At 22.6% G+C, this 25,549-nt stretch carries 25 protein-coding genes and 4 tRNA genes; 26 read left to right on the top strand and 3 right to left on the bottom strand.

From position 1 onward, the window contains the following. The first annotated feature begins 68 nt into the window (after positions 1-68). From M8044_RS01645 to M8044_RS01615, 7 genes are all read left to right on the top strand, one after another. Entirely contained in the window at positions 69-650 is a 582-nt protein-coding gene (locus tag M8044_RS01645) for a signal peptidase I (protein WP_308705351.1), read from the top strand. A gap of 30 nt (positions 651-680) precedes the next feature. Continuing rightward, positions 681-1,328, top strand: coding sequence for a uracil-DNA glycosylase (locus M8044_RS01640; protein WP_273585326.1), 648 nt, complete (start codon positions 681-683; stop codon positions 1,326-1,328). Positions 1,329-1,377: 49 nt separating this feature from the next. After that, positions 1,378-2,265: a ribonuclease HIII gene (gene rnhC / locus M8044_RS01635; RefSeq protein ID WP_273585325.1), complete on the top strand. Its 888-nt coding sequence runs from the start codon at positions 1,378-1,380 to the stop codon at positions 2,263-2,265. Positions 2,266-2,385: 120 nt separating this feature from the next. Continuing rightward, positions 2,386-2,808 (top strand): HIT family protein, encoded by a 423-nt coding sequence (locus tag M8044_RS01630; protein ID WP_273585324.1) that lies wholly within the window; start codon positions 2,386-2,388, stop codon positions 2,806-2,808. A 52-nt stretch (positions 2,809-2,860) separates the two neighbouring features. Beyond that, positions 2,861-3,517, top strand: a complete 657-nt coding sequence (gene trhA / locus M8044_RS01625; RefSeq protein WP_273585323.1) for a PAQR family membrane homeostasis protein TrhA — start codon at positions 2,861-2,863, stop codon at positions 3,515-3,517. 58 nt (positions 3,518-3,575) lie between these two features. Beyond that, positions 3,576-3,899, top strand: coding sequence for a cyclic-di-AMP receptor (locus tag M8044_RS01620; RefSeq protein WP_425306205.1), 324 nt, complete (start codon positions 3,576-3,578; stop codon positions 3,897-3,899). Between the two features lie 71 nt (positions 3,900-3,970). Beyond that, on the top strand, positions 3,971-4,198 hold the full coding sequence (locus M8044_RS01615) for a 30S ribosomal protein S15 (RefSeq protein ID WP_273585322.1): 228 nt from the start codon (positions 3,971-3,973) through the stop codon (positions 4,196-4,198). A gap of 63 nt (positions 4,199-4,261) precedes the next feature. On the opposite strand, the gene M8044_RS01610 is transcribed toward M8044_RS01615, so the two are convergent. Both M8044_RS01610 and M8044_RS01605 read right to left on the bottom strand, forming a co-directional pair. Beyond that, positions 4,262-4,336, bottom strand: a tRNA-Gly gene (locus tag M8044_RS01610). A 69-nt stretch (positions 4,337-4,405) separates the two neighbouring features. Beyond that, a tRNA-Thr gene (locus M8044_RS01605) sits at positions 4,406-4,479 on the bottom strand. A 150-nt stretch (positions 4,480-4,629) separates the two neighbouring features. On the opposite strand from M8044_RS01605, the gene M8044_RS01600 reads away from it, so the two are divergent. The 10 genes from M8044_RS01600 to M8044_RS01555 all read left to right on the top strand — a co-directional run bounded on the left by M8044_RS01600 (position 4,630) and on the right by M8044_RS01555 (position 12,747). Continuing rightward, a complete protein-coding gene (locus M8044_RS01600; RefSeq protein ID WP_273585321.1) occupies positions 4,630-4,980 on the top strand; it encodes a hypothetical protein in 351 nt (116 codons plus the stop codon). A gap of 169 nt (positions 4,981-5,149) precedes the next feature. Further along, a complete protein-coding gene (metK, locus tag M8044_RS01595) occupies positions 5,150-6,298 on the top strand; it encodes a methionine adenosyltransferase (protein ID WP_273585320.1) in 1,149 nt (382 codons plus the stop codon). A gap of 73 nt (positions 6,299-6,371) precedes the next feature. Continuing rightward, positions 6,372-7,796, top strand: a complete 1,425-nt coding sequence (proS, locus tag M8044_RS01590) for a proline--tRNA ligase (protein WP_273585319.1) — start codon at positions 6,372-6,374, stop codon at positions 7,794-7,796. A 333-nt stretch (positions 7,797-8,129) separates the two neighbouring features. Further along, on the top strand, positions 8,130-9,449 hold the full coding sequence (gene der, locus M8044_RS01585) for a ribosome biogenesis GTPase Der (protein ID WP_273585318.1): 1,320 nt from the start codon (positions 8,130-8,132) through the stop codon (positions 9,447-9,449). Then, entirely contained in the window at positions 9,449-10,438 is a 990-nt protein-coding gene (locus M8044_RS01580; RefSeq protein WP_273585317.1) for an NAD(P)H-dependent glycerol-3-phosphate dehydrogenase, read from the top strand. Before der ends, M8044_RS01580 begins: the two co-directional genes overlap by 1 nt. 118 nt (positions 10,439-10,556) lie before the next feature. Continuing rightward, a complete protein-coding gene (locus M8044_RS01575; RefSeq protein WP_273585316.1) occupies positions 10,557-10,856 on the top strand; it encodes an HU family DNA-binding protein in 300 nt (99 codons plus the stop codon). 78 nt (positions 10,857-10,934) lie between these two features. Further along, entirely contained in the window at positions 10,935-11,132 is a 198-nt protein-coding gene (locus tag M8044_RS01570) for a hypothetical protein (RefSeq protein WP_273585315.1), read from the top strand. Between the two features lie 92 nt (positions 11,133-11,224). Next, positions 11,225-11,374: a 50S ribosomal protein L33 gene (gene rpmG / locus M8044_RS01565; protein WP_273585314.1), complete on the top strand. Its 150-nt coding sequence runs from the start codon at positions 11,225-11,227 to the stop codon at positions 11,372-11,374. Positions 11,375-11,398: 24 nt separating this feature from the next. After that, positions 11,399-12,655, top strand: a complete 1,257-nt coding sequence (locus M8044_RS01560) for an aminopeptidase P N-terminal domain-containing protein (RefSeq protein WP_273585313.1) — start codon at positions 11,399-11,401, stop codon at positions 12,653-12,655. An 18-nt stretch (positions 12,656-12,673) separates the two neighbouring features. Next, a tRNA-Cys gene (locus M8044_RS01555) sits at positions 12,674-12,747 on the top strand. Positions 12,748-12,910: 163 nt separating this feature from the next. Here the strand turns inward: M8044_RS01555 and plsY are convergent. Further along, positions 12,911-13,546, bottom strand: coding sequence for a glycerol-3-phosphate 1-O-acyltransferase PlsY (gene plsY, locus M8044_RS01550; protein ID WP_273585312.1), 636 nt, complete (start codon positions 13,544-13,546; stop codon positions 12,911-12,913). 533 nt (positions 13,547-14,079) lie between these two features. Between plsY and M8044_RS01545 the strand changes: the two genes are divergently transcribed. From M8044_RS01545 to M8044_RS01505, 9 genes are all read left to right on the top strand, one after another. Further along, complete coding sequence (locus M8044_RS01545; protein WP_273585311.1) at positions 14,080-15,288, top strand: aminotransferase class V-fold PLP-dependent enzyme; 1,209 nt, start codon at positions 14,080-14,082, stop codon at positions 15,286-15,288. 241 nt (positions 15,289-15,529) lie between these two features. Then, complete coding sequence (gyrB, locus tag M8044_RS01540; RefSeq protein ID WP_273585310.1) at positions 15,530-17,443, top strand: DNA topoisomerase (ATP-hydrolyzing) subunit B; 1,914 nt, start codon at positions 15,530-15,532, stop codon at positions 17,441-17,443. A gap of 46 nt (positions 17,444-17,489) precedes the next feature. Continuing rightward, complete coding sequence (gene gyrA, locus M8044_RS01535) at positions 17,490-20,006, top strand: DNA gyrase subunit A (protein WP_273585309.1); 2,517 nt, start codon at positions 17,490-17,492, stop codon at positions 20,004-20,006. 115 nt (positions 20,007-20,121) lie between these two features. Beyond that, complete coding sequence (gene tsaE, locus M8044_RS01530; protein ID WP_273585308.1) at positions 20,122-20,607, top strand: tRNA (adenosine(37)-N6)-threonylcarbamoyltransferase complex ATPase subunit type 1 TsaE; 486 nt, start codon at positions 20,122-20,124, stop codon at positions 20,605-20,607. 61 nt (positions 20,608-20,668) lie between these two features. Continuing rightward, positions 20,669-21,223 carry a tRNA (adenosine(37)-N6)-threonylcarbamoyltransferase complex dimerization subunit type 1 TsaB gene (tsaB, locus tag M8044_RS01525; RefSeq protein WP_273585307.1) on the top strand — a complete coding sequence of 185 codons (555 nt, stop codon included), beginning with the start codon at positions 20,669-20,671 and terminating at the stop codon, positions 21,221-21,223. 55 nt (positions 21,224-21,278) lie between these two features. Further along, the gene (gene tsaD, locus M8044_RS01520; protein ID WP_273585306.1) at positions 21,279-22,280 is read left to right on the top strand and encodes a tRNA (adenosine(37)-N6)-threonylcarbamoyltransferase complex transferase subunit TsaD; all 1,002 of its coding nucleotides are present in this window, start codon (positions 21,279-21,281) and stop codon (positions 22,278-22,280) included. A gap of 47 nt (positions 22,281-22,327) precedes the next feature. Continuing rightward, positions 22,328-23,950, top strand: a complete 1,623-nt coding sequence (gene glnS / locus M8044_RS01515; protein WP_273585305.1) for a glutamine--tRNA ligase — start codon at positions 22,328-22,330, stop codon at positions 23,948-23,950. 14 nt (positions 23,951-23,964) lie between these two features. After that, the gene (locus M8044_RS01510) at positions 23,965-25,044 is read left to right on the top strand and encodes a DUF2130 domain-containing protein (RefSeq protein ID WP_273585304.1); all 1,080 of its coding nucleotides are present in this window, start codon (positions 23,965-23,967) and stop codon (positions 25,042-25,044) included. 317 nt (positions 25,045-25,361) lie between these two features. Continuing rightward, a tRNA-Tyr gene (locus tag M8044_RS01505) sits at positions 25,362-25,447 on the top strand. Positions 25,448-25,549: the final 102 nt, after the last annotated feature.

The following is a 25,549-nucleotide window of genomic DNA, read 5'->3' as shown; positions in this document are numbered from 1 at the left end:
AATTGTCAAATTTTAGTTTATTAAATAATAAAAAGATCTATGTTAAGGAATGTAAATAGGTAGAAAAGATGGTTATGAGAAAAAATCGTTATAAAAAATATTTTTATTATTTTCTTAGAATTATTGTGTTTTGTATTAATTGTGTTATAAATATTAGTCTTTGGTGTTTATTGATCGTTAATTTATGTAAAATATTTTGGGAACATGAAAAAATTATTAATACATTTTATTTTGATTATTATTGGGTTATAAGTCCTAGCATGTCCTCTTTAATTAATGTAAATGATATTGTTATAGTTAAAAAAATTTCGTTAAATGAGAAAAAAAATTTAAAAAAAGGCGATATTGTTATTTTTCATAATGAATCTGTATCTCCAAAAACACCTATTATTCATAGAGTTGTAGAAAATATTGTAAGTGAAGAAAAAATTAGAACAAAAGGGGATAATAATCGATATATCGATCCTTTTCGTACACAATATAAAGATATTTTTGCTAAACATGTTAATACTATTCCTTTATCTAAATTATTCGGTAAGGAGTGGACAGAAAATAGTTATAAAAAAAACTCCTTTTTTTTAATTTGTTTTATTTATTTAATTTTGAAAATACCATTTTTGTTAAAAAAATTATTCTCTCTTACTGAATAATAAATTTAAAAAATAAAGAGGGAATAATTAATGTGGCAAACTTTTATTGCTCAAGAAAAAAAGAAGAAGTATTTTCAAAATATAATGCGTTTTATAAAAAATGAAATTAAAAAAGAAAAAAAAATTTATCCTCCTTTACAAAATGTTTTTGAGGCTTTTAGCCTAACTTCTTTTCAAGATGTTAAAGTAGTTATTTTAGGTCAAGATCCTTATTTTAGCATAAATCAAGCTCATGGATTATCTTTTAGCACTCAAAGTAAAATAACTCCTTCAAGTTTAAGAAATATTTTTAAAGAATTAAAAAATGATTTAAATTTAATATCTTATAATAATAATTTAACCTCATGGGCGTTAAAAGGAGTTTTATTGTTGAATAGTATTTTAACAGTAGAATCAGAAAAACCTTTAAGTCATAAAAATATTGGTTGGGAAGAATTTACAAAAAATATTTTTAAATTTTTGAATAAAAAAAATAAAATAGTTTATATTTTGTGGGGCAAATCCGCTCAAGAATACGAGAAATACATTGATATAGATAAAAACTATATTTTAAAAAGCCCTCATCCTTCTCCTTTTTCGGCCTATAAAGGTTTTTTTGGTTCTAAACCTTTTTCCAAAACCAATTCTTATTTAATTAAAAATAAAATTTTACCTATTGATTGGAGTTTAGACAAATAAATATTTTTTTATTTTATAAAATTTATAAAGGTGAAATAATTTTATATTTATGGACCAAGTATATGTTTTTAAAGATTTGAATCCAGAAAAATTGGAAATATTAAAAAACAAATTTGAAAAATTTCTTATTAAAAATTCTCAAAAGAATATTTTTTTAATAATAAACACAACACAAGTTAGAATAACATGTTATAATAACGGAACTTGTTTACTTCAGGGTAATGAAGTTAATAAAGCGGCTGAATATATTAAAAAAATTTTACATTTAGATAATTATGAATATTCAAACAAAAATATTATTGGTTCAGATGAAGTTGGTACAGGAGATGTTTTTGGTCCTATTGTTGTTTGCTCTGTTTTAGTAAAACCAGAACAAATATCTTTTTTAAAACAGATAGGCGTAAAAGATTCTAAAAAATTATCATTACACCGAATTAATGAAATTATTTCACACATAAAAGATAAAATTATTTATTCAATTCAAATATTATCTCCCTCAAAATATAATTTTTTATATAAAAATTATGGTTTTAATAATATTAAAGCTTTATTAGCTTTATCACATAATAAAGCGATTTTAGAACTTTTTCAAAAACATAAAGAACAAGCTATTGTTATTTTAGATCAATTCGTTAGTTCTAAAAATTATTTTCATTATTTAAGAAATGAAAAAGAAGTATATAAAGAAATTATATTCGAAACTAAAGCCGAATCTAAATATTTAAGTGTAGCTTTAGCTTCTATTTTAGCTAGAAGATATTTCTTGAAAGAAATGTTAAATTTAAGCAATGAAATAGGAATTAATTTATTATTAGGAGCAGGCGTTCAAGTAGATGAACAAATAAATCAAATTTATAAAAAAAATAAAAATTTGATTTATTTTCAAAAGATAGCTAAGTGTAATTTCAAAAATATTAAAAAGTATTTTGAAGTTTAAAATTATTTTTTTAATTATATTTTTATTTTTGTTTTCAAAAATATATTTTAATAAAAAATATGTTAAATTAATTTTTATTTAAGTTATTAAATAAAAGAAGGGGGAGAAAGTTATTTTAATATGTCTACTATTTTTACAAAAATTATTAAAAAAGAAATTCCTGGTTATGTTATTTATGAAGATGAATTAGTTATTGCTTTTTTAGATATTATGCAAGTTACTAAAGGTCATACTTTAGTTGTTACAAAAGAAGAATATAAAAATATCGAAGATGTACCTCCGAATGTTTTTCAACATCTATTTGGTATAGTTCAAAAAATAAGTAAAATTTTAATTAAAACTTTTAATTGTAAAGGTATTAATTTAATAAATAATAATGGTGTTGCAGCAGGGCAACAAATATTTCATTATCATGTTCATTTATTGCCTCGTTTTTCTTATGAAGATATGAAAATTATTTTTAATGATAACAGTGATAAATTGACTAATCATAATTATCAAGAACTTTTAAAACAAATTTTAAGTAATTTAGATAAAAAATAAATACTTTAATAAATTATTATGTTAATATAATGAAAAAAGAGAAAAAATAAATATGAAATGGCCTACAAGAGAAACTCGAAAACAAATGGTATCAGAAGAAATTTTAAATGCTATATCTCATGGTTTAATGGCTATTTTTAGTATTATTATTTTTTTTATGTTTTATAGAGAATATAATAAATTTGAATGGCCCTTGTTTTTTTTTACATTAACCATGTTTATACTTTATTTAATTAGTTGTTTATATCATTCTTTATCTTTTACAAAAGCTAAAATATATTTTCAAATATTGGATCATATTTGTATTTATTTATTGATTTGGGGTAGTTTTTTACCTTTTTTATTTTTAAAAATAAGTATTTATGAACTAGAAATATTTTTTTTTATTTTACAATCTTTTTTAGTATTAGTAGGCATTTTGTTTAAAATATTTAAAATGAATAAAGGTAATAAAATTCACTTAATGTTTTTTTTATTATTAGGTTGGAGTGGTATTTTTATTATACCTAAATTGGCGAGTGATTTTAAGGAAGATTATAAAATATTGTTGTTTTTATTATTGGGAGGTATTTTTTATAGCATTGGTGTTTTATTTTATAAAAATTTATATAAAGAATATTATCATTTTATTTGGCATGTATTTGTTATTTTAGGGAATTTATGTCATGTTTGTTCTGTTTGGTTTTATTATGGTGTAATTAATAAATGATTAATTATTTTATTTTTTAAAAAAATAATATATAATATGATTGATTATGGATAATGAAATGAAATTAATTTTAGCAATAATGTCAAATGAAGATGCCAATAAGGTACAAGAACATTTAAATAAAGAAAATTTTTTTAGCACTAGATTAACTACTAAAGGAGGTTTTTTAAAAACCAGTAATACTACTTTTATCATAGGTTTAAAAAAAGAAAAAGTAGAACAAGTTTTAGACATTTTAAGAAAACATTCTAAAACCAAAACACAATTAATCCCTAATAATATTTTAAATGAGATGAGTATTTATGCACCTTTATCTTCTGAAATTACTGTTGGAGGAGCTACTGTTTTTATTTTGGATATAGAAAAATTTTTAAAAATATAAAATTATAAAAAATTAAAATTAACATTATATTTAAATGAAGTTTTAATTTGAAAGGAAAATGAATTTATTTTATGGCTTTAAACAAAGAACAAAAAAAACAAATTGTTAAGGACACCATTAATTCTGAAATTAATACAGGTCATGTTCAAGTACAAATTAATATATTATCTCAAGAAGTAGATCAATTAAACGAACATTTAAAACAACATAAATTAGATTTTCATTCTAAACGTGGTTTTTTAATGAAAAAGAAAAAAATAAGTAAATTAATAAAATATTTAAATTCTAAAACTAAATAAAAAAAACTATCTTTATTCAAGATAGTTTTTTTTATTTTTAATTATTATTTTATTTTTATTTTTTGGAGCGAATGAGGGGAATCGAACCCCCGTCTTATGCTTGGCAAGCATAAGTAATAGCCACTATACTACATTCGCAACTTTAAAATTTATTTAAAATAAACACTTAATTATTATAACATAAAAAAAATATATAGCATAAATTATTGGTGCCTTTAACAAGAATTGAACTTGTATTTTGTCATTACCATTGACATGTTTTTCCATTAAACTATAAAGGCTTTTTTATATTTTTTTATTAATTTATTTTATCATATTTGAAATTATTTGTTGAATATATTATAAAAAAATGTTTATTTACCTAATTTTTAATATATAATATAAAAGGTGTTTCATATAATATATAAATAAAGGAGTTTTAAAATTAACTAATGGATAAAAGAACAAAAATCCAATTTAAAGGTGTTGTTAAATGGTTCGACAAAACTAAAGGTTATGGTTTTCTTAAATCAGTACAACCTCTTCATGAAGTTTCATATGATGAAATTGCTGAACAATTTTCGTTAAATGAGTCAGAAATAGATCAATTAATTGATAAAAGAGATAAAATGGAAGACGATTTATTTTGCCATTCTAATTACATTATAGAAGGAAATAACAAAGAAACGTCTGGTCATTATCAAGAAAATAAATATAAAAAATTAGAAGAAAACGATGAAGTAACGTTTTTTATTAAATTAGTTAAAGATAGAGAACAAGCTTGTTATATTGTTTTAGTTTAATTGTTATAAAAAAATAATATTTTATAAAAAAAGATTCAAAAAAAGATTTATTGGATCTTTTTTTAATTAAAAAAGGATTTTATTTTTTGAATTAAAAAAAGAAACAAAATTGACCTTAAATATTATTTAAAAGAATAATATTAATATATAAAATTACCAGGAAAATTGTATGAAAAAATTTAGTAGTGAATCAGTTACCAAAGGACATCCTGATAAAATAGCAGATCAGATTTCTGATGCTTTATTAGATGCTTTTTTAAAAGGTGATCCCGAATCTAAAGTAGCTATAGAAACTGTAGTTACGAAACAAAAAGTTATTATTCTAGGCGAAATTAAAACTTCTTTTAAATTAAGTTCTGAACAAATAAAACAAATTGTTAAAAATGTTGTAAAAGATATCGGATATGATCGAGAAAAAGAGAATTTTTGTTATCATAATTTATCTATTTTAAATTTTCTTCACGAACAATCTATAGAATTATCAAATATTATTGGTAAAGGCGCAGGCGATCAAGGATTGATGTTTGGTTATGCTTCTAATGAAACGAGTTTGTTTTTGCCTTTAAATTTTTTTTTAGCTAGAAGTTTATCTTTAAAGTTGACCGAAGTTAGAGAAAATAAAATTCTTCCTTTTTTGAGACCGGACGGAAAAACTCAAGTTACTTTAGTTCATGATGAGAAAAATAAACCTCTTTATATAGATTCTATTGTTATTTCGGCTCAACATGAAGAAAATATTACTCAAAATTTTTTACAAAAAAATATTTTACAACATGTTATTAATCCAGTAATCGATCCTAAACTTATCACCGATAAGACGAATTTTTATATTAACCCTTCAGGAAGTTTTGTTATTGGCGGGCCTTTTGCTGATACAGGTTTGACAGGTCGTAAAATTATCCAAGATGCTTATGGCGGAGAAATTCGTCATGGAGGCGGTTGTTTTAGTGGTAAAGATGCTTCTAAAGTAGATAGAAGTGGTGCTTATATGGCTAGATATTTAGCTAAAAATATTGTTGCTGCTGGTTTATGTGATAAATGCGAAATACAAATTTCTTATGTTATAGCTTTTGATAAACCTGTAAGTTTTTTTATAAATACTTTCGGGACTAATAAGGTATCGGAATTTTTGATTTTAAAAATGATCGAAGAAAATTTTGATTTAACTCCAAGAGGCATTATTAAAAAATTAAATTTAAAGAAACCTTTGTTTCGAATAACATCTTGCGAAGGACATTTTGGACGCAATGATGATTTATTTTCTTGGGAAAGAATAGATCAAATCAATCTTTTTTCTCAATTATTAAAAAAACAATAATTTTTATTTTTATTAAATAGAAATAATTTATTATAATTAGGTTATCCATCACACAAAAGGAATTTATTTTAATATGAAAAAATTTAAACTAGTAAAAGAAATAACTCCGCGCTTTTTAGATTTTGGTAGATGGTATAAAGAAATTTGCTTAAAATCAGAATTATTGGATTATTCAGATATTAAAGGTTTTTTTATTTATTTGCCTTATGGATATGCTATATGGGAATTAATTCAACAATTTATAGATAAACAATTAAAAAAACTTAATCATCAAAATGTTTATTTTCCTTTATTATTTACTGAAAATTTATTTAAAAAGGAACAAGAACATATTGAAGGTTTTGCACCTGAAGCTCTGAAAATTAAAGAATTTAACGAAGAAGAATTATTAGAAAAATTCATAGTTAGACCGACTTCAGAAGTTTTATTTTCGCAATATTATTCTAAAAAAATATTTTCTTATCGTGATTTACCTAAATTATTCAATCAATGGTGTAATGTTATACGTTGGGAAAAAACTAACAAACCTTTTTTAAGAAGTAGGGAATTTTTATGGCAAGAAGGACACACAGTTCATGCGACAAAAGAAGAAGCTATAAAAGAAACTAATTTAATATTAAATTTATATAAAAAATTAGGCAAAGATCTTTTAGCTATTCCTTTTGTTTCGGGTAAAAAAACAGAATTCGAAAAATTTAAAGGTGCTGAATTGACTTATTCCATAGAAGCTTTGATGAATGATAAGCAAGCTCTTCAAGCAGGGACTTCTCATTATTTAGGCACTAAATTTTCTAAAACTTTTCAAATTAAATTTCAAGATTCTAATTTACAAACTAAATTTGCGGAACAAACTTCTTGGAGTGTTTCTACAAGATTAATAGGAGCTTTGATTATGATTCATGGAGATGATGAAGGATTAGTTTTACCTCCCTTCATTGCTCCTATTCAAATAGTTATTATTCCGATTAAAACTTCCGACTTAAAAGTTTTAGAAAAAACTAATGAGTTATATAAAAAATTACATAAAAAATATAGGGTTGTTTTGGATAATCAAAATAAAAATATTGGTTGGAAATTTAGTCATTATGAATTAAAAGGCGTTCCTTTAAGAATAGAATTAGGGCCCATAAATTTAAAAGAAAATAATATTACAGTTTTTACAAGATATAATTTTCAAAAAAAAGTTATTAAAGAAAAAGATTTATTAAAAGAAATCTCTACTTTGTTAAAAACAATTCACGAAAACATGTTTCAAAAAGCTTTAGATTTTTTAAATCAAAATATATTAGAAGTAAAAACTTATGAAGATTTCAAAAAAAACCTTCCAAATACAGGTTATATTAAAATGAGTGTTCATGAGAATGAAGCAGAAAAAATTATAAAAGAAGAAACAGGAGCGACAGCGAGAGTTATTATTTCGCAAAAATTAATTACTAAAATATGTCCTGTTACTAATAAAAAAGCTAATCAAACAATTTTATTTGCTAGAGCTTATTAAAGTATATATTTTTAGAAATAATAACAAGTTTATTATATATTTTTTTGAAGTAAAAAGTTTTCAGACAATTTCAATTCGAATTATTTATTTCAATTCTTTATTCAAATAAAAAGTTGTTTATATTTTTTATGTTTATCGAATAAAGAAGATATAAAAGATAGATTTAAAAAAAGTAATTTTTTCGAATATATAAAAAAATAATAAATATAAATGTATTTTTCTTAAATTGTTTTATTTTAATGCAAAAATATTTTTATTTATTTAGCATAAAAAAAGAAATATTTTATGAAGAATAATATTTTTAAATATCAATAATAATATAAAGAGTAAAATATGAATTTTAAAGTAGCTATTATAGGTAGACCTAATGTAGGAAAATCTAGTTTGTTTAATCGGATTTTAAATAAGAGATTAGCGATAGTTTATGAAAAAGCAGGAACTACTAAAGATCGTATTTATGCCGAAGCTACGTGGTTGAATCAAAAATTTTTTATTATTGATACTGGTGGCATTGTTTTTGAGGATGCACCTCTAGTTCAACAAATTAAATATCAAACTGAATTAGCCATTTCGGAATGTGATTTAATTATTTGGGTTACTGATGGTCAAAATGGATTAGTACAAGAAGACTTTGAGATAACTAAATTATTATATAAAAATAATAAAAATGTTATTTTAGCGGTTAATAAAATAGATAATGTTATGTTACATGACAATATTTATGATTTTTATTCTTTGGGATTCAACAATATTATTGGAATTAGCACTCAACATGGTATTGGTATCGGCAAATTATTAGATAAAATTATTTCTTATTTGCCACGAAATAAAAAAACAATAAGTAATTCAACTGAAGATTTAAAATTTTGTTTAGTAGGACGTATTAATGTTGGGAAATCAACTTTAACTAATGCTATATTGTCGCAAGATAGAATGATTATTTCTGAGATACCTGGTACAACAACAGATGCTGTTGATACTATTTTTGACAAAAATAATCAAAGATATCACATAATAGATACTGCTGGTTTTCGTAAAAATAAAAATTTATATGAAAAACAAAATAAATATAGTTTTTTAAGAGCTTTGGATGCCATTGAAAGAAGCGATATCGTTTGTTTTGTCTTGGATATTAATCAACCTATCACTGAACAAGATAGAAGTATTGCGGCTCTTATTTTTAATTATTCAAAACCTTGCGTTATTGTTTGTAATAAATGGGATTTATTAAAAACTTCTAATAAAGATATGAAAAAATTTGAAGTTCTTATACGAACAGAATTTAAATTTTTTGTTTATGCTCCTATAGTTTTTTTATCTGCTAAGAATAAAAAAAGAATTAATACTTTGTTTACGACCTTAGATAAAGTTTTTTCAAATTATAAACAAAGATTTTCTTCTCATTTATTAAATGATATTTTAAATGAAGCTGTTCAACTTAATCCTCCTTCTTTTTTTAATCAAGGAAAAGCTAAATTTTATTATTTAAAACAAGTAGCTACTAAAAGTCCTGAATTTATTTGTTTAGTTAATGATCCTAAGTTTATTCATTTTTCTTATGAAAGATTTTTAAAAAATCAGTTAAGAACAAATTTAGAATTAATCGGTATTCCTTTAAAAATAATTTTTAAAAAGAAAGAAGTTTTTGTTTAATGAAAAAAATTACTATTATTGGAGGCGGCGCTTGGGGTTCTACTATAGCACAAGTGTTAGCTGATAATAAAAAAGAAATATTAATTTATGATATTAATAAAGAATATATCAATAAAATAAATCAACATAAACATCCTTGCTTTGATGTTTTGTTATCCGATAAAATTAAAGCTACTGATGACTTAAAAAAAGCACTTGATTTTTCAGATTTTATTTTTTTATCTGTACCAGCTCAAAGTATGAGAAATTTATTTCAAAAAATTAATCAAAATTTAACTTTGGGCAAAAATTTTATTAATTTATCTAAAGGGATTGAATTTAAAAGTAATAAAATTATTTCTCAAATTATTCAAGAAGAAATATCAGCAAATAAAATTAAAAATTATGCTTTTTTAGCTGGTCCATCTCATGCAGAAGAAGTAGTTTTGAGAAAAATCACTTTTTTAAATGCTGTTTCTTTGAATCAAAAGTTTGCTTTAGCAATCAGTCAAATGTGTTCTAACGAAACTTATTTAAAGGTATCTACTTTGAGTGATGTAGCAGGTTGCGAAATTTGTTCTTCTGTTAAAAATGCTTTAGCTTTTATTAGTGGTATTTTAGATAATTCTCGTTTTTTAACTAATGCTCGTTCAGCATTTATTACTTTTAGTCTTATTGAAATGAAAAAAATTTTAATTTTATTTTTAAATATCAACTCTACTGAAACTTTTTTAAGTTTAGTTGGAATAGGCGATTTAATAGTTACTGTTTTTAATAAAAATTCTCGTAATTATAAAGCTGGCAAACAAATTCAGATGGGCGAAAGTTTAGAACAAATTTACAATAAAACAACTCAAGTTATTGAAGGAATTTATAATTTGAAGGTTTTTTATCATTTAGCTGTCAAAAATAAGGTTAATTTACCTATTATTGAAAGCGCCTATAAAGCGGTCTTTGACAAAAACGCATCTGTTAATGATATTTTGTTCAATATTTTTAATAAATATTAAAGAAAATAATTAAAATTATTTTGTATTTTGTTAATTTATGTTGATAATATTATTTTTTATGTTAGAATCTTACTAGATTTAATTTAAAAAATAATGAAAAATAGGAGAATTAAAAATAATGAATAAATCAAAGTTAATTAGTGAAATATCTAGTAAATTAGGCATGAAAAAAGATCAAGTAGATAAATTTTTATCTTGTTTAAGCGAAGTTACAGCCGAAAATTTAAAATTGGAAAAAAAAACTAACCCAGAAGCAAAAGTGATTAAAGTAATCATTGGCGATTTAGGAGCTGTTCATTTAAAACATAGAAAAGAAAGAATTTGTAAAGTTCCTAAAAGCGAAAAAGTTTTAACTATTCCATCTCAAGATGTACCAGTATTTAAAATAAGCAAAAAATTTAAAGATTCATTTAAATAAAAAATATTTTTAAAAATTAAAAGTATTTTTTTATGTTATCTGTATAATCATAAAAAAATAAAGAAGGAATTTATTATCATGGCTTGGCATAATGATACTTATGTTATTGGTGAAAAAGTTAAAGTGTCAAATGAAATAGAAATAGGAGTTGTTACTCGTATTGATTTTCAAAAAGGTTTTATTTGTGTATTATTCAAAAGGATGAGAGAAGTTATTTATGATTATCCTTTATCTTTAGAAAATGGCACTATTACGCCTTTAGTAAATAAAAAATAATATTTTTGCGAAATAAATTATTATATTAAATTTAGTATTATTATTTTTGTTATGAGCGAAAAGATATAATGATAAAAAAGGTTTGAAAAAAAATGAGTACTTTAGTAAAATTAATTTGCACAGAATGTGGTAGAGAAAATTATCATACTTATAAAAATAAGAAGAATCATTCAGGTCGTTTAGAATTTAAAAAATATTGTCCTTTTTTACGTAAACATACTGTACATAAGGAAAAAAAATAAAAAAAATTACGGAGTTTAGTTAAAATGTTATCTTTTTCTTCTGACAAACGTTCTTTATTGTTTTCTCGAATGAAAAAAGGCAGTATCGCTTTATTATTTTCTAATCCTAGTAATTTTTCAATTGATTTAAAATTTAAATTGAATAAAAATTTTTATTATTTAACAGGAATAGAAGATGATAACGTTGTTTTATTACTTGTTAAAAGTCAATATGGTCATGAAGAGTCTTTTTTATTTTTAAAATCTAATGATGTTTTAAAAAATAAATGGGATGGAGAAACTTTAACTTTTAAAAAAGCATCAGAATTAAGTTCCATTCCTTTATTAAATTGTTTAGATATTAATAATTTAGATTCTTTTTTAGTTAGGTTATTAAACACTTCAAGAATTTCTAAATATGGATTTATCGAAAATTTTTATTTGGATTTATCTAAGGAGAGTTTAAATGAGTTTTCTAATTTATCTTTAATTAAAGCTAATTGGCTTTCGAAAAATTATCCTTATATAAAAATTTATGATCTTTGTAGTTTTTTAATAGATATGAGGATTATCAAGGATGAAAGAGAAATTTATTTAATTAAAAAAGCGATTGAAGTTCAAACTGAAGCTTTAAAAGAAATAACTCAAATTGTAAAGCCTGGTATATATGAGTATCAACTATCAGCATATTATAATTATTTTTTAGCACAAAGAAATCTTAGATCTTCTTTCAATAATATTATAGCTTCTGGTAGAAATGCTACTATTTTACATTATAACAAACAACAAGATAAAATTAAAGCAAATGATTTGATTTTATTGGATTTAGGCGTTAATTATAATAATTATGCTTCTGATATTTCTATATGTTTGCCTGGGAGCGGAAAATTTACTTCGCAACAAAAAGTTATTTATAATATAGTTTTAGACACAAATAGAAAAATTATTGAATGGATTAAACCAGGATATACTTTTGCAGATATGAATGCATATGGAAAAGATATTTTAACAAAATTCCTTCAAGAACATAATTTGTTAAAAGAAAATGACAAAATAGAAAAGTATTGTTATCATGGTTTAGGCCATTATTTAGGTTTAGATGTTCATGATGTTGGAAATATGAATGAACCTATACCACACAATAGTGTTATCACTATAGAGCCTGGTTTATATTTTGAAGAATTTAATTTAGGTATTAGAATTGAAGATGATATTTTAATTAGAGATGATGGTAATATAAATTTAACCGAACATATCCCTAGAAAAATAGAAGACATTGAATTTCTAATGATAAAAAAATAAAATATTTTTTATTATTAGGGCCCTGTAGCCAAGTGGTAAGGCATGGCTCTGCAAAAGCTTGATCGGCGGTTCAAATCCGTCCAGGGCCTCCAAATTTTTATTTTTATTATCGTTAATAAATAAAAAATATTTGAAAAAAATATTAATCACTTATTTTTTTCAAATTTTTTTTTTTTTTTTTTTTTTTTTTTGATAAAAAATTTTAGATTATGACTGACAAGTTTGAATTATTTTAAGAGATTTTAATAAAATATTTTATTTTTTTTTAACAAAATTAAATTTATTTTCTTGTTTTTTTATTAAATTTTGAATATTTTTTAGATGTTTTATAAAAATAATAATAGTAATAATTAAAATTAATGAAAGTCTTGTTTTATCAACTAAAATAACATCTTCTTCATATGGTGAGCAAAAAATATATCGAATCCATAATAAAATATTAACTAATAAAGTAGATATAATTGAAGCAACAGAAGCATAACCCCAAATTCTTATAATAATAATGAAGGATAAAATACCTGATAACCCAATATAAGGATTTATAACCGTAATAAAACCTACTGAAGTTGCTATTGCTTTTCCACCTTTAAATTTATTAAAAATAGAAAACATATGCCCTAAAATGACAGCAGTTCCATAATAAAATAAATGTTCATTTTGGTTGTGGTTTTTCATAAAAAATAACCAAAAACCTTTAAAAAAATCCAAAACAAATACAATTAAACCGTATTTGAAACCTAAAATTCTAGTTGCATTTGAAGAACCTATATTTTTAGAACCTAATAAACGTAAATCTTTATTTTTAAATGTTTTGCTAATTATTAAACCTACAGGTATAGAACCAATTAAATAACATAAAATTATTATTAAAATGTTTTGTGTAATTTGCATTTTTTATTTTGTCCTTTTAAAAAAACTTTCAAAACATAAATGATAATTCATTGAAATGAGAAAAATTTAATAAACTATAAATATATTTTTCTATTTTATATTTTCTAAAAAATTATATAAAAATTAGTAAATCCGTTTTAATAAATTTATTTTACTTTTTAAAAACTAAATTTAATTTAGATGTAATATTTTTATTTTAAAATATGATTTTAATTATTTATTCATTGATAATATAACAAAATAATATTTATTTGAAAGTTATTAATTAAATAATTAAGTTAACTAATCGTATTAATTTAAATTATCATTTTTTATTAAACATATTATTATAATATAAAAGTAATTGCAATTAGTCAATAAATAAATTTTTGGATGGAATGTTTTTATTGTATTTATTTATATTTATAATTTTTTTCTATATTATAGTTCTTAAAATAAAATTTGTTTGATTCCGATAAGGTAATATTAAATATAATTATTTTTTAAAAATATTTTTTTGTGTTTTTTGTATAGAAAGGGTAACGTTGTTGTAAATGAAAAAAATAAAAAATTTTCGTTCTTTTTTTCCTATTTTTCAAAAACATCCTGAATTGATATATTTTGATACAGCAGCCACTTCTTTAAAACCTTATAAAATGATTGAAGCTTTAACAGATTTTTATCATAATAATGGTTTAAGTATTAGAAGTTCTAATCCTTTGAATTTAGAAAATAATAAAATTTTAGAAAGAACAAGACAAAAAACTGCCTTTTTTTTAAAATCGCAACCAGAAGAAATTATTTTTACTAAAGGAGCCACAGATAGTTTAAATATTATTGCTCAAAGTTTATCTTCTTCTATTTCGTCACAAGATGAAATTATTGTGTCTTCTTTGGAACATAATTCTTCTTTTTTGCCTTGGATGGAAATCGCTAATCAAAAAAAAGCAAAATTAGTTTTCATTCCTTTAGATTCACAATATCAAATTCAAATCGACAATTTTAAAGAAGTTTTAACACATAGAACCAAAATTATAGTTTTGACTCATGTATCGAATGTTTTAGGTCATATAAACCCTATTCGAGAAATTACTGCTTTAGCTCATAAAACAAAAGCTTTAGTTATTTTAGATGCTTCACAATCTGCAGCACATATACCTTTAAATGTTGGAGATTTAGACGTTGATTTTATGACTTTTTCAGCACATAAAGTATATGGTCCTTTTGGTTTAGGTATATTATTTGGTAAAAATAAATTTTTAAAAAAATTAAGACCACCTTTTGTAGGAAGCGGCAGCATTCAAGAAATTGATATTCAAAAAAATAATTTTCTTTTTCGCGATTCACCTTATAAATGGTTAGCCGGTACACCTAGTATTGCCAATATTATTGCTTGGGAAAAATCTTTAGAATTCATTGAAGAAATTGGTTTAACTCAAATTTTTGAATATGAAAAAAAAATAGCTCAATATTTGTTTAATAAATTGAGTCAAATACCTAAAATTAAAATTTTTACTTCACAAATAACTAATATTATTAATTTTAATTTTATAAATTTACATTCTCATGATATTGAGCATTTTTTAATTCAAGACAATATTTATGTAAGAACAGGACAATTTTGTTCCCAATTAACTTTAGAACAAATGAGAGAAATCAGTACAATAAGAGCTTCAGTTGGTATTCATAATAATAAAAATGATGTCGATTTATTAATTAATAGTTTATACAAAGCTTATAATTTTTTTTATTTTGATAAATAAATTTTTTATTAATTTTTGGAAAGCGATAATAAAAATTTATTGTTTAAATATATTTCAAAAATAATTATTTATTAAAATAAAAAATACGTAAAAAACGTTATTTTTTATAATATTATTCTTGTTTTTATGTTATAATATCTTATAAAATATTTTATAAATTGATTTTTATTTGTTTAATTATATCAAATTTTTATTTTATTATTAATAACATCAATAATAGCAAAGGGTTTTGGATTTATAAATGGCTAAGGATAAAAAATATAATGCTGATAGTATTCAAATTTTAGAAGGATTAGAAGCTGTTAGAAAAAGACCTGGTATGTATATCGGATCTACTTCCGAAAAAGGTTTATATCATTTAGTTTGGGAAATTTTAGATAATTCTATTGATGAGTCATTAGCAGGATTCGCTGACGAAATTACTTTAGAACTTTTAGATAACAATGTTATTCGTATTTCTGATAACGGAAGAGGAATACCTATTGATATTCATCAAAAAACTAATAAACCTGCTGTAGAAACTATTTTGACTACTTTACATGCTGGGGGCAAATTTGATAATTCTTCTTATCAAATTTCTGGAGGTTTACATGGAGTTGGAGCTTCTGTTGTAAATGCTTTATCTTCTTGGTTTTCTGTTGAGATTCATTTAAATAAAGAAATATATTATCAAAAATATGAAAAAGGTATTCCGATAACTCCTTTACTTAAAAAAGGATTTACAAAAAGAAAAGGTACAATTATCACTTTTACTCCTGATCCGACTATTTTCGAAAGTATAGAAAATTTTAATTATAAGTTGGATATCTTAAAAGAAAGAATTCAACAAATAGCTTTTCTTAATAAAAATATTAAATTAAATATTATCGATAATCAAAAAACACCTTCTCAAAATTTTAGTTTTTATTATAAAGAAGGAGTTAAAGAATATATTTCATATTTAAACCAAAATAAAAAAACTTTAAATTCAATTTTTTATAAAGAATATTCTTTTGATAATATTTTTTATGAAATCGCTTTCCAATATTCTGAAAATTATAGCTCAAATATTTATTCTTTTGTAAATAATATTCCTACTAAAGAAGGCGGTACACATGAAGAAGGTTTTAAAATAGCTTTAAATAGAATTTTAAATAAATATGCTAAGGATAAGAAGATTTTAAAAAAAGAAATTAGTTTAATTAGCGAAGATACTTTAGAAGGTATTACAACTATCATTTCATTAAAATATTCTAATCCTTTATTCGAAGGCCAAACTAAAAATAAACTAGGTAATCATGAAGTAAGACAGTTTATATCTAAATCTTTTGGTGAATCTTTAGAAACTTATTTATTAGAAAACCCACAAGAAGCTAAGAAAATCCTTGAAAAATGTTTATTATCTATGAAAGCTAGAGTAGCTGCTAAAAAAGTACGTGAAATAACTAGAAAGAAAATGTCTTTAGAATTATTAAATTTTGATTCTAAATTAACTGATTGTTATAATAAAGATCCTAATTCATCAGAATTATATATTGTAGAAGGTGATTCAGCAGGCGGATCCGCTAAACAAGGAAGAGATTCTCAATTTCAAGCTATTTTACCTTTAAGAGGAAAAATTCTAAATGTAGAAAAATCAAATGTAGAAAAAGTTTTAGGAAATAATGAAATTGTTTCTTTAATACAAGCTATAGGAACAGGTATAGATAAAGAATTTAATTTAAAAAAAGCTCGTTATAATCGTATTATTATAATGACGGATGCCGATGTAGATGGAGCTCATATTAGAACCTTAATTCTTACTTTCTTTTTTAGGAACTTAAGACCTTTAATTGAAGAAGGTTATATTTATTTTGCTCAACCACCTTTATATAAAACAGAATGTAATAAAAAAATTAAATATTTTTATAATGAAAAAGATTTTAAAGATTATAAAAATGAAATAGAAAGCCAAAATAAAAAAATCTATTCGCAAAGATATAAAGGCTTAGGAGAAATGAATCCAGAACAACTTTGGAATACTACTATGGATCCTAAACAAAGAATTTTATTAAGAGTATCTTTACAAGATATTTTAGAAGCTGATAAAGTTTTTGATAAATTAATGGGAAAAGTAGTTTCTCAAAGAAAAGCATTTATCGAACAAAATGCTGCCAAAGCAGATATAGATGTTTAATTTTATTAATATTTTTTCGAAGTATTAAAAAAAAGGCGTTAAAGTTATGTTAAATAAATTGAAAAAAAATAATTCTTTTGATGAATTTAATTCAGTGGATGATCCTAATAATATAGGTCAAGTTCAAGAAGTTAATATTAATGATGAAATGGAAAAATCTTTCTTAGATTATGCAATGAGCGTTATTATTTCTAGAGCTTTGCCAGAAATTCAGGATGGTTTAAAACCAGTTCAAAGAAGAATTTTGTATAGTATGAAAGAATTAGGCGTTGTTGCTCAATCTAGTTATAAAAAAGCAGCTAGGGTTGTTGGTGATGTTATGGGTAAATATCATCCTCATGGAGATAGTAGCATTTATGAGGCGATGGTAAGAATGGCTCAAAATTTTAATTATCGTTATCCTTTAGTTGATGGCCATGGTAATTTTGGTTCTATTGATGGTGATTCTGCTGCAGCAATGCGTTATACAGAAGTACGTATGTCTAAAATAGCCATGGAATTAATAAAAGAAATAGATCAAGAAACTATTGATTTTGTTGATAATTATGATAATAGCGAAAAAGAACCAGTTATTTTACCAACAAGTTTTCCTAATCTTTTAGTCAATGGAGCTACAGGAATTGCTGTTGGAATGGCTACTAATATTCCTTCTCATAATTTAGGGGAAGTAGTTGATGCTTTAGTTGCTTATATAAATGATAAAACTATTTCTATTGTTGATATAATGCAATATATTAAAGGCCCAGATTTTCCTACAGGAGGCGAAATTTTAGAAGTTGACAATTTAAAAGAAGCTTATGAAACAGGTAAAGGGAAAATCATTATTCGTTCTAAAACAGAAATTGTAATGTCCGAAAAAAATAAAAGTTCAATTATTATTACTGAAATTCCTTATCAAATTAAAAAAAGTAATTTAATTAAAAATATTGTTTTTTTATATAGAAATAAACTTTTAGATGGTATTACAGATTTAAGAGATGAATCTTCAAATCGTAAAGGTATTAGAATTGTTATTGATTTAAAAAAAGATGTTAATCCTAAAGTATTTTTAAATAATTTATATAAACGTTCTCAATTACAAGTATCTTTTCATTTTAATATGATTGTTTTAATTAATAAAAAACCTCAACTTGTTAATTTAAAACAAATTTTAGAAGCTTTTTTTAATTTTAGAATAGATATAATTAATCGTCAAAAAAAATTTGAATTAAAAAACGCTTTAAATAAAAAACATTTAATTCAATCTGCAGTAATTGTTTTAAATGATATTGATGCTGCTATTGAATTAATTAAAAATTCTAAAGATGTAAAAGATGCACGCGAAAAATTAATGTTAAAATATAATTTTGATCAAATTCAAAGTAAATACATTTTAGAAATGAGTTTACAAAAAATAACTAATTTAGAAATAGAAAAAATTAGAATAGAAGAACAAAATTTAATTCAAAAAATTGAAGAATGTGAAAAAATTATTAATTCCCAATCTGAAAAAGAAAAAATTTTAAAAAAAGAATTACTTCAATTGAAAAAAACTTTTAAAGATGAAAGAAAAAGTTGTATTAGAAAAGATGTTGATGTCCATATAACAGATGAAGATTTAATAAAACCAGAACGTATTTTGATTACTATTACTAATAAAGGTTATATTAAACGTTTAGGTTTAGATACTTACAAAAAACAAAACAAAGGTGGTACAGGTGTTAGCGGTATCACTATGAATGAGAATGATTTTGTTAAACATTTTGTTACTACTTCTACTCATGACTATCAATTGTTTTTCACTAATAAAGGTAAAGTATATCGTATGAAAGGTTATGAAATACCTGATTATTCAAGACAAGCCAAAGGCATACCATTAATTAACTTAATCCCTTTAAGTGAAGGAGAATTTTTAACTTCTATAACAAGTATTAATCCTGATCTAAATAAAAATAATAATTATTTAGTTTTAGTAACTAAAAAAGGTTTAATAAAACGAAATAATATTAAAGATTATCAAAATATTCAAAATAAAGGTAAAAAAGCTTTTACTTTGAAAGAAGATGATGAAGTTTTAACAGTTTTAAATAGTTTAGGCAATCAAGATATTATTATGGCTAGTTCTAATGGGAAAGCAATTCGTTTTAAGGAAAAATCTGTTAAAATAACTGGTAGACAAGGCAGTGGAGTTATCGGGATGAGATTAGATCCTAATGAAAATGTTATAAGCGCTACTGTTATTGATTCGGATAAACAAGATATTTTAGTTGTAACTGAATTAGGGTATGGTAAAAAAAATAAAGTTAATGAATATAAAATCCAAAAAAAAGGCGGCAAAGGAATTAAAACATTAAAAATCACATCTAAAAATGGTCAAATCATTGCTTTAAAAACTATTTTATATGGTGATGAACTAATTTTAATTTCTGATCGCGGAAAAGTTATTAGATTATTGAATAATAGTAAAATACCAATTCTTAAGTCTAAAGTTACTCAAGGAAACAAATTAGTAAAATTAAAAACAGATGATAGATTAGTTAATATTGTTGTTGTTAATAATAAAGATAAAATAGAAGTGCTTTAAATTAAATATTTTTTAATATAAATCATCTAAGGAGTAAAAATTATCTAAATTAGATGATTTTTTATTTTTTTGTTATTCCAAAAATAAATAATTTATATTTAAGGTTTGATAAAATATGTTAGAAAATAAAATAATCACTTATTCTGCAATAACTTTGTCAGAGTCTCAAACTAAACATTTAGGTTTTAATTTGTGCGAAACACTTCTTAATAGATATGTAAACCTTGATAAAAAAATTTATATTATTATAGAAGGTAGGGTTGGTTCAGGTAAAACAATTTTTACTAAAGGTATAGCTCAAAAATTAAGTGTTCGAGAAGACGAAGTTACAAGTCCTACTTTTCTTTTATTAAAAACTTATAAGAATGATATAAAGAATTTACATCATTTAGATTTGTATCGTATTTTAGATAATAAAAATGAAGAGAAAAATTTTTTAATAGAAATAGAAGAGTTATTGGAAAATACATATAAAGGGGATATTATAGTCATTGAAACTAATATAAATATAATGCATTTATTGGATGAATGGGATTATTATATTCAAATTAAAGTTTTAGATAATAAAAACAGAAATATTATTGTAAAACAAAATATTTAATTGTAATGTGTATTTTATATTATTTTTTTGAATTTAGAAAGTGTATTTATATGGTTTGCAAATGAACAAGTATATTATTTTAGATGTTTCTACTAATTGTCAGTTGGTGATTTTAATCACAAAAGAAGAAATCATTAGTATAAATAAAAATTTATTGAAACAAAATTTTGTTTCTGAAATGATTCCGTTAATTTCTCAAATATTAAATAAAAATAATTTGAAATTGAAAGAATTAAAAGGTATTATTGTAGGCGCCGGTCCTGGTTCTTATATAGGCAGTAGATTGGCTGTTTTAACTTCTAAAATTTTATCTTTAGAATTAAATATACCTTTATATCAAATTAGTAGTTTATTACTTTTATCTAGTGGTTATAAACAAGATATAAAAACTCCTAAAATTTATGCTAATAAAAATTGTTTCTATAGTTTAAGTTTAAAAAATCAAAAAATTATTTTAATTGAAAATATTTATACAAAATTTTTTTTAAATAATTTTGAAAATCATATTTTATTAGAAGGAAACAATTTTAAAATATCTCCTTCTAATGTTTTTAAACATTTAAAGGAAGTTCGACAACCTTCTTTGTTTGTTCCTCGTTATTATATTCGTTCTTGAAATATAAATTTTTTGTTTTATTTTTTAAAAAAAAGACATAGGATATTTTTTTAATATGATAATTTTATCAATAGAAACTAGTTGTGATGAAACAAGTATTTCAGTTACTGAAAATGGAAAAAATATTTTATCTAATATTGTTTGGTCGCAAATAAAGTATCATCAAGAATTTGGCGGAGTAGTACCAGAATTAGCTTCTCGTAAACATGTAGAAACTATTACTTTGGTTTTGCAAAAAGCTTTAAAAGAAGCTAAAATAACCCCTCAAGAAGTTGATTTAGTAGCAGTTACTCAAGGGCCAGGTTTAATTGGTTCTTTGTTCGCCGGGATTAATGCAGCAAATACATTTGCTTATATTTATGACAAACCTTTAATAGGTGTTAATCATTTAATAGGTCATATTTATTCTGTTCAAATAGAATATGAATTAAAATTTCCTTCTTTAATTCTTTTGGTTTCGGGCGGCCATACTGAATTATTTTATTTAAAAAAACATTTTGAAATTGAAAAAATAGGTACTACTTTAGATGATGCAGTAGGTGAAGTGTATGATAAAATTGCTAGAAGTTTAAATTTAGGATATCCTGGTGGCCCTATAATTGAAAAATTATCGTATGAAGGTAAAGATAATTTATCTTTTACTCGCCCTTATTTAAATAATAAAAATTTAAATTTTAGTTTTTCTGGTTTAAAAAGTCAAATTATAAATTTTATTCATAATACAAAGAATTTCAATATTAATAATGTTTGTGCTTCTTTTCAAGGAAGTATAATAGATGCTTTAATAAATAAAACACAGAAAGCTTTAAGTATATACCCTTCTAAACAACTTGTAATTGTAGGCGGTGTCGCTTCAAACCAATTTTTAAAAAAACAATTTCAGATTTTTTTCCAAGATTTAGAATTAATAATCCCTTCTCCGAAATATTGCACTGATCAAGCTGCTATGATTGGGATTGCTGCTTATTATCAAAATATATTTGGCTATCCAAAAAGTAAAAAAAAGTATAATTTAACAGGAGATCCAAATTTATCTTTATTTTTCAATAATTTATAAATGTAATTGTGTATATTATTTAAATAAGTGAGGTTTTTATTTATTTCATGTTGCAAGAATCTAATTTTATTAAAAGCATTATTAAAGAAGATTTGGCTAAAGGAAAATATAAAACAATTATTACTCGTTTTCCTCCTGAACCAAATGGTCTTCTTCATTTAGGTCATGCTCGTTCTATAATTATGAATTTTGAATTAGCTAAAATTTTTAACGGTAAAACTTATTTAAGATATGACGATACTAATCCTACTGTAGAGAAAAAAAAATATTTAGATTTTATTTTAAAAGATGTGCAATGGTTAGGTTATACTCCTGATAAAATTTGTTTTACTTCTGATTATTTTGATATAATTTTTGAAAAAGCGATTATATTGATTAAAAAAAAATTAGCATTTGTAGATGATTCAAGTGAAGAAGAATTAAAACAAAAAAGAGGCGATTTATTTCGACCAGGTGAAAATTCTTCTTGTCGCGATCGCAGTGCAGAAGAAAATTTAGATTTATTTATCAAAATGAAAAAAGGATGTTTCAAAAAAGGCACAAAAGTGTTAAGAGCTAAAATTGATATGGCAAGTCCTAATATGAATTTAAGAGATCCTGTTTTATATAAAATTATGGACGCTTATACTTTGAAACAAAAACATCATTTTATTTTTCCTTCATATGATTTTTCTCATCCTTTATCAGATTCTATTGAAGGTATTAGCCATTCTTTATGTTCTATAGAATTCGAAGATCATCGATGTTTATATAATTGGGTAATAAAAGAAACTGAAATGGAACATATTCCGACTCAAATAGAATTTGGTAGATTAAATATGGCTAGAACAGTTTTAAGTAAAACAAGTTTAAAATTTTTAGTTAATTCTCATTTAGTTAATGGTTGGGACGATCCTAGAATGCCTACTTTAATAGGGATGAAAAATAAAGGATATACTCCAGAATCTATAAAAAAATTTATTCTTGATATCGGGTTATCAAAAAATAATTCTTATATGAATCAAAATATGTTAGATTCATGTTTAAGAGAAGATTTACAAAACAAATCTCCAAAAATAATGGCTGTTATAGATCCTTTAAAAGTAACTATTATTAATTATCCTGATGATAAAATAGAATCTCGAGAAATACCTTATCATAATAATTTAGATTTTTTAGGTTCACGTAAAGTATTTTTTTCTAAACATATTTATATTGAAAAAAAAGATTTTGAAATCGAAAAATCCGATCCTAAATCTAAAAAATTTTTCTTAAATGGCGAAATTAGGTTATTTTATTTTTATTTTATTAAAGCTATTGATGTTATTAAAAATAATAAAGGTGAAATTATTGAAATTTTAGCAACTTACGATCCTAAAACTAAAAGCGGCAGTTCTTTTAATGAAAGAAAACCTAATGGTACTATTCATTTTGTAGAAAAGAATACATTAAAAAAAACCATTATAAATTTTTATCAACCACTTTTTATAAGCGAAAATCCTCAAGATTTAAAAGAAGAATTTAATTATTCGTCTTGGATTCAAAAAGAATGTTTTATTGAAGGAGGTTTAGATATAAAACAAAATTATATTAAATTTCAATTCATTAGAAGAGGTTATTTTTATTTAATAAATATAACTGACAAAATAATGTATTTTAACGAAATTATTTCTTTAAAAAAAATTAAATAGAGCAAAGATAAAATATGAAAAAAATAAAAGTTTTAATTAAAAATTCATATGAATTAGAATTACAAGAAAACGCTTCTAAAGGAGATATCATTGATCTTAAAGATTGTTTAGAGTTAAATTTAACTTTATTACAAAAAACAATAAAAGAAGAAGAAATTAAAAATATGGTTTCAAAGATAAAACAAGAATATGAACAGAAAATAATTATTTCTAATAATGAAAAAGAAATTTTATTATCTAAATTATTAATGGAATTAGAAAATAAAAAAAATAATGAAATTTATGAATTAAAAAATGAAATTACCAAATTAAAATTAACCAGATCTAATTTTAATATTAAATTAATAGGCGAAAATTTAGAAAAATGGTGTAATAACGAAATACAAAATCAAATATTAATTATGGATGATGTGTCTTGGTATAAAGATAACGAAATTATAAAAGGCACTAAAGGCGATTTCATTTATAAATTACATTTTAATGAAAATAAAAAAGAAAATGAAATTTTAACTTCAGCTCTTTTAGAAATTAAAACAGAAGTCAAAAATTTACAAAATGGGCCAAAACAAAAAAACGAACAATTTTTTAAAAAAATAGATAAAGATCGTAATAATAAAAATTTAGAATTTGCTCTTTTGATAAGTGAATTAGAATATGATAAAGAAAATGATGCACCTGTTAAGAAAGTTAGCGGATATAAAAATATGTTCATTATTCGCCCTCCTTATTTAGTTATTTTTTTGAATATTATTACTGCTTTAGGACGTAAAAATAAAGAATTAATTTTAGCTATTTCAGAAAAAAGACAAGAATTTTATAAAGAACAAGAAATACAAGATAATTTTCAAAAAATTAAAGACAAAATTTTAAATAATTCTTTAAAGAACATACAAAATAATTTAGTAAAAATTTATGAAGAAAATGAAAAAATTAAACAAATATCTAAATCTTTAAATAATTCTTCTTTAAAGATCGAAGAAAAAATTGAAATTCTTACTAAAGAACATTTAAAAACTATTTTTAATCAAATTACAAATTTTAATATAAATAAAATTATTAAAAAAATAAATTCTTTAGATAAAAAAAATAGATAATAATTCATATTTTTTTATATTTATTTTTTAATAATTTAAATAAATTTTTAATATTTTATATATTTTTATATAAAATAAAAAAATATTATTTTTAATTTTTGGAATTTTATAAAAAATTTATGTAAAATATTATAAGTATTGAATAAATTAATTTTTAAAAATTGAAATTTATAAAAATAGAAATATTATTTATGAATTTAAAAAAAATTAATTTTATTTAATTTTATTTTGTTTTTTTTATAAATTATGTTAAAATTATTTGTACTTTTATTTTAGTTAAAAGTTTAGTTTAATTATTTTATTTCTTTTTATATTTCGGAGGGGTAGCGAAGTGGCTAAACGCATCAGTCTGTAAAACTGCTCCGTAACAGGTACGATGGTTCGAATCCATCCCCCTTCACCATTTAAGAATTAACTTTTTATTTAAATCTTATGATTAAACTTATTTCTTTGAAAACTGAAGATGATATTTTAAACTATTAAATAATTTTAATTTAACAAAAAT

The sequence above is a fragment of the Columbia Basin potato purple top phytoplasma genome, assembly GCF_028595955.1.
Taxonomy (GTDB): Bacteria; Bacillota_I; Bacilli_A; order Acholeplasmatales; family Acholeplasmataceae; genus Phytoplasma.
This window is presented reverse-complemented; position numbering and strand designations above follow the sequence as displayed.

Coding starts and splice junctions, on each gene's coding strand:
- M8044_RS01645 (WP_308705351.1), top strand. CDS start 69: ATGGTTATGAGAAAAAATCGTTATAAAAAATATTTTTATTATTTTCTT.
- M8044_RS01640 (WP_273585326.1), top strand. CDS start 681: ATGTGGCAAACTTTTATTGCTCAAGAAAAAAAGAAGAAGTATTTTCAA.
- rnhC (WP_273585325.1), top strand. CDS start 1,378: ATGGACCAAGTATATGTTTTTAAAGATTTGAATCCAGAAAAATTGGAA.
- M8044_RS01630 (WP_273585324.1), top strand. CDS start 2,386: ATGTCTACTATTTTTACAAAAATTATTAAAAAAGAAATTCCTGGTTAT.
- trhA (WP_273585323.1), top strand. CDS start 2,861: ATGAAATGGCCTACAAGAGAAACTCGAAAACAAATGGTATCAGAAGAA.
- M8044_RS01620 (WP_425306205.1), top strand. CDS start 3,576: ATGAAATTAATTTTAGCAATAATGTCAAATGAAGATGCCAATAAGGTA.
- M8044_RS01615 (WP_273585322.1), top strand. CDS start 3,971: ATGGCTTTAAACAAAGAACAAAAAAAACAAATTGTTAAGGACACCATT.
- M8044_RS01600 (WP_273585321.1), top strand. CDS start 4,630: ATGGATAAAAGAACAAAAATCCAATTTAAAGGTGTTGTTAAATGGTTC.
- metK (WP_273585320.1), top strand. CDS start 5,150: ATGAAAAAATTTAGTAGTGAATCAGTTACCAAAGGACATCCTGATAAA.
- proS (WP_273585319.1), top strand. CDS start 6,372: ATGAAAAAATTTAAACTAGTAAAAGAAATAACTCCGCGCTTTTTAGAT.
- der (WP_273585318.1), top strand. CDS start 8,130: ATGAATTTTAAAGTAGCTATTATAGGTAGACCTAATGTAGGAAAATCT.
- M8044_RS01580 (WP_273585317.1), top strand. CDS start 9,449: ATGAAAAAAATTACTATTATTGGAGGCGGCGCTTGGGGTTCTACTATA.
- M8044_RS01575 (WP_273585316.1), top strand. CDS start 10,557: ATGAATAAATCAAAGTTAATTAGTGAAATATCTAGTAAATTAGGCATG.
- M8044_RS01570 (WP_273585315.1), top strand. CDS start 10,935: ATGGCTTGGCATAATGATACTTATGTTATTGGTGAAAAAGTTAAAGTG.
- rpmG (WP_273585314.1), top strand. CDS start 11,225: ATGAGTACTTTAGTAAAATTAATTTGCACAGAATGTGGTAGAGAAAAT.
- M8044_RS01560 (WP_273585313.1), top strand. CDS start 11,399: ATGTTATCTTTTTCTTCTGACAAACGTTCTTTATTGTTTTCTCGAATG.
- plsY (WP_273585312.1), bottom strand. CDS start 13,546: ATGCAAATTACACAAAACATTTTAATAATAATTTTATGTTATTTAATT.
- M8044_RS01545 (WP_273585311.1), top strand. CDS start 14,080: ATGAAAAAAATAAAAAATTTTCGTTCTTTTTTTCCTATTTTTCAAAAA.
- gyrB (WP_273585310.1), top strand. CDS start 15,530: ATGGCTAAGGATAAAAAATATAATGCTGATAGTATTCAAATTTTAGAA.
- gyrA (WP_273585309.1), top strand. CDS start 17,490: ATGTTAAATAAATTGAAAAAAAATAATTCTTTTGATGAATTTAATTCA.
- tsaE (WP_273585308.1), top strand. CDS start 20,122: ATGTTAGAAAATAAAATAATCACTTATTCTGCAATAACTTTGTCAGAG.
- tsaB (WP_273585307.1), top strand. CDS start 20,669: ATGAACAAGTATATTATTTTAGATGTTTCTACTAATTGTCAGTTGGTG.
- tsaD (WP_273585306.1), top strand. CDS start 21,279: ATGATAATTTTATCAATAGAAACTAGTTGTGATGAAACAAGTATTTCA.
- glnS (WP_273585305.1), top strand. CDS start 22,328: ATGTTGCAAGAATCTAATTTTATTAAAAGCATTATTAAAGAAGATTTG.
- M8044_RS01510 (WP_273585304.1), top strand. CDS start 23,965: ATGAAAAAAATAAAAGTTTTAATTAAAAATTCATATGAATTAGAATTA.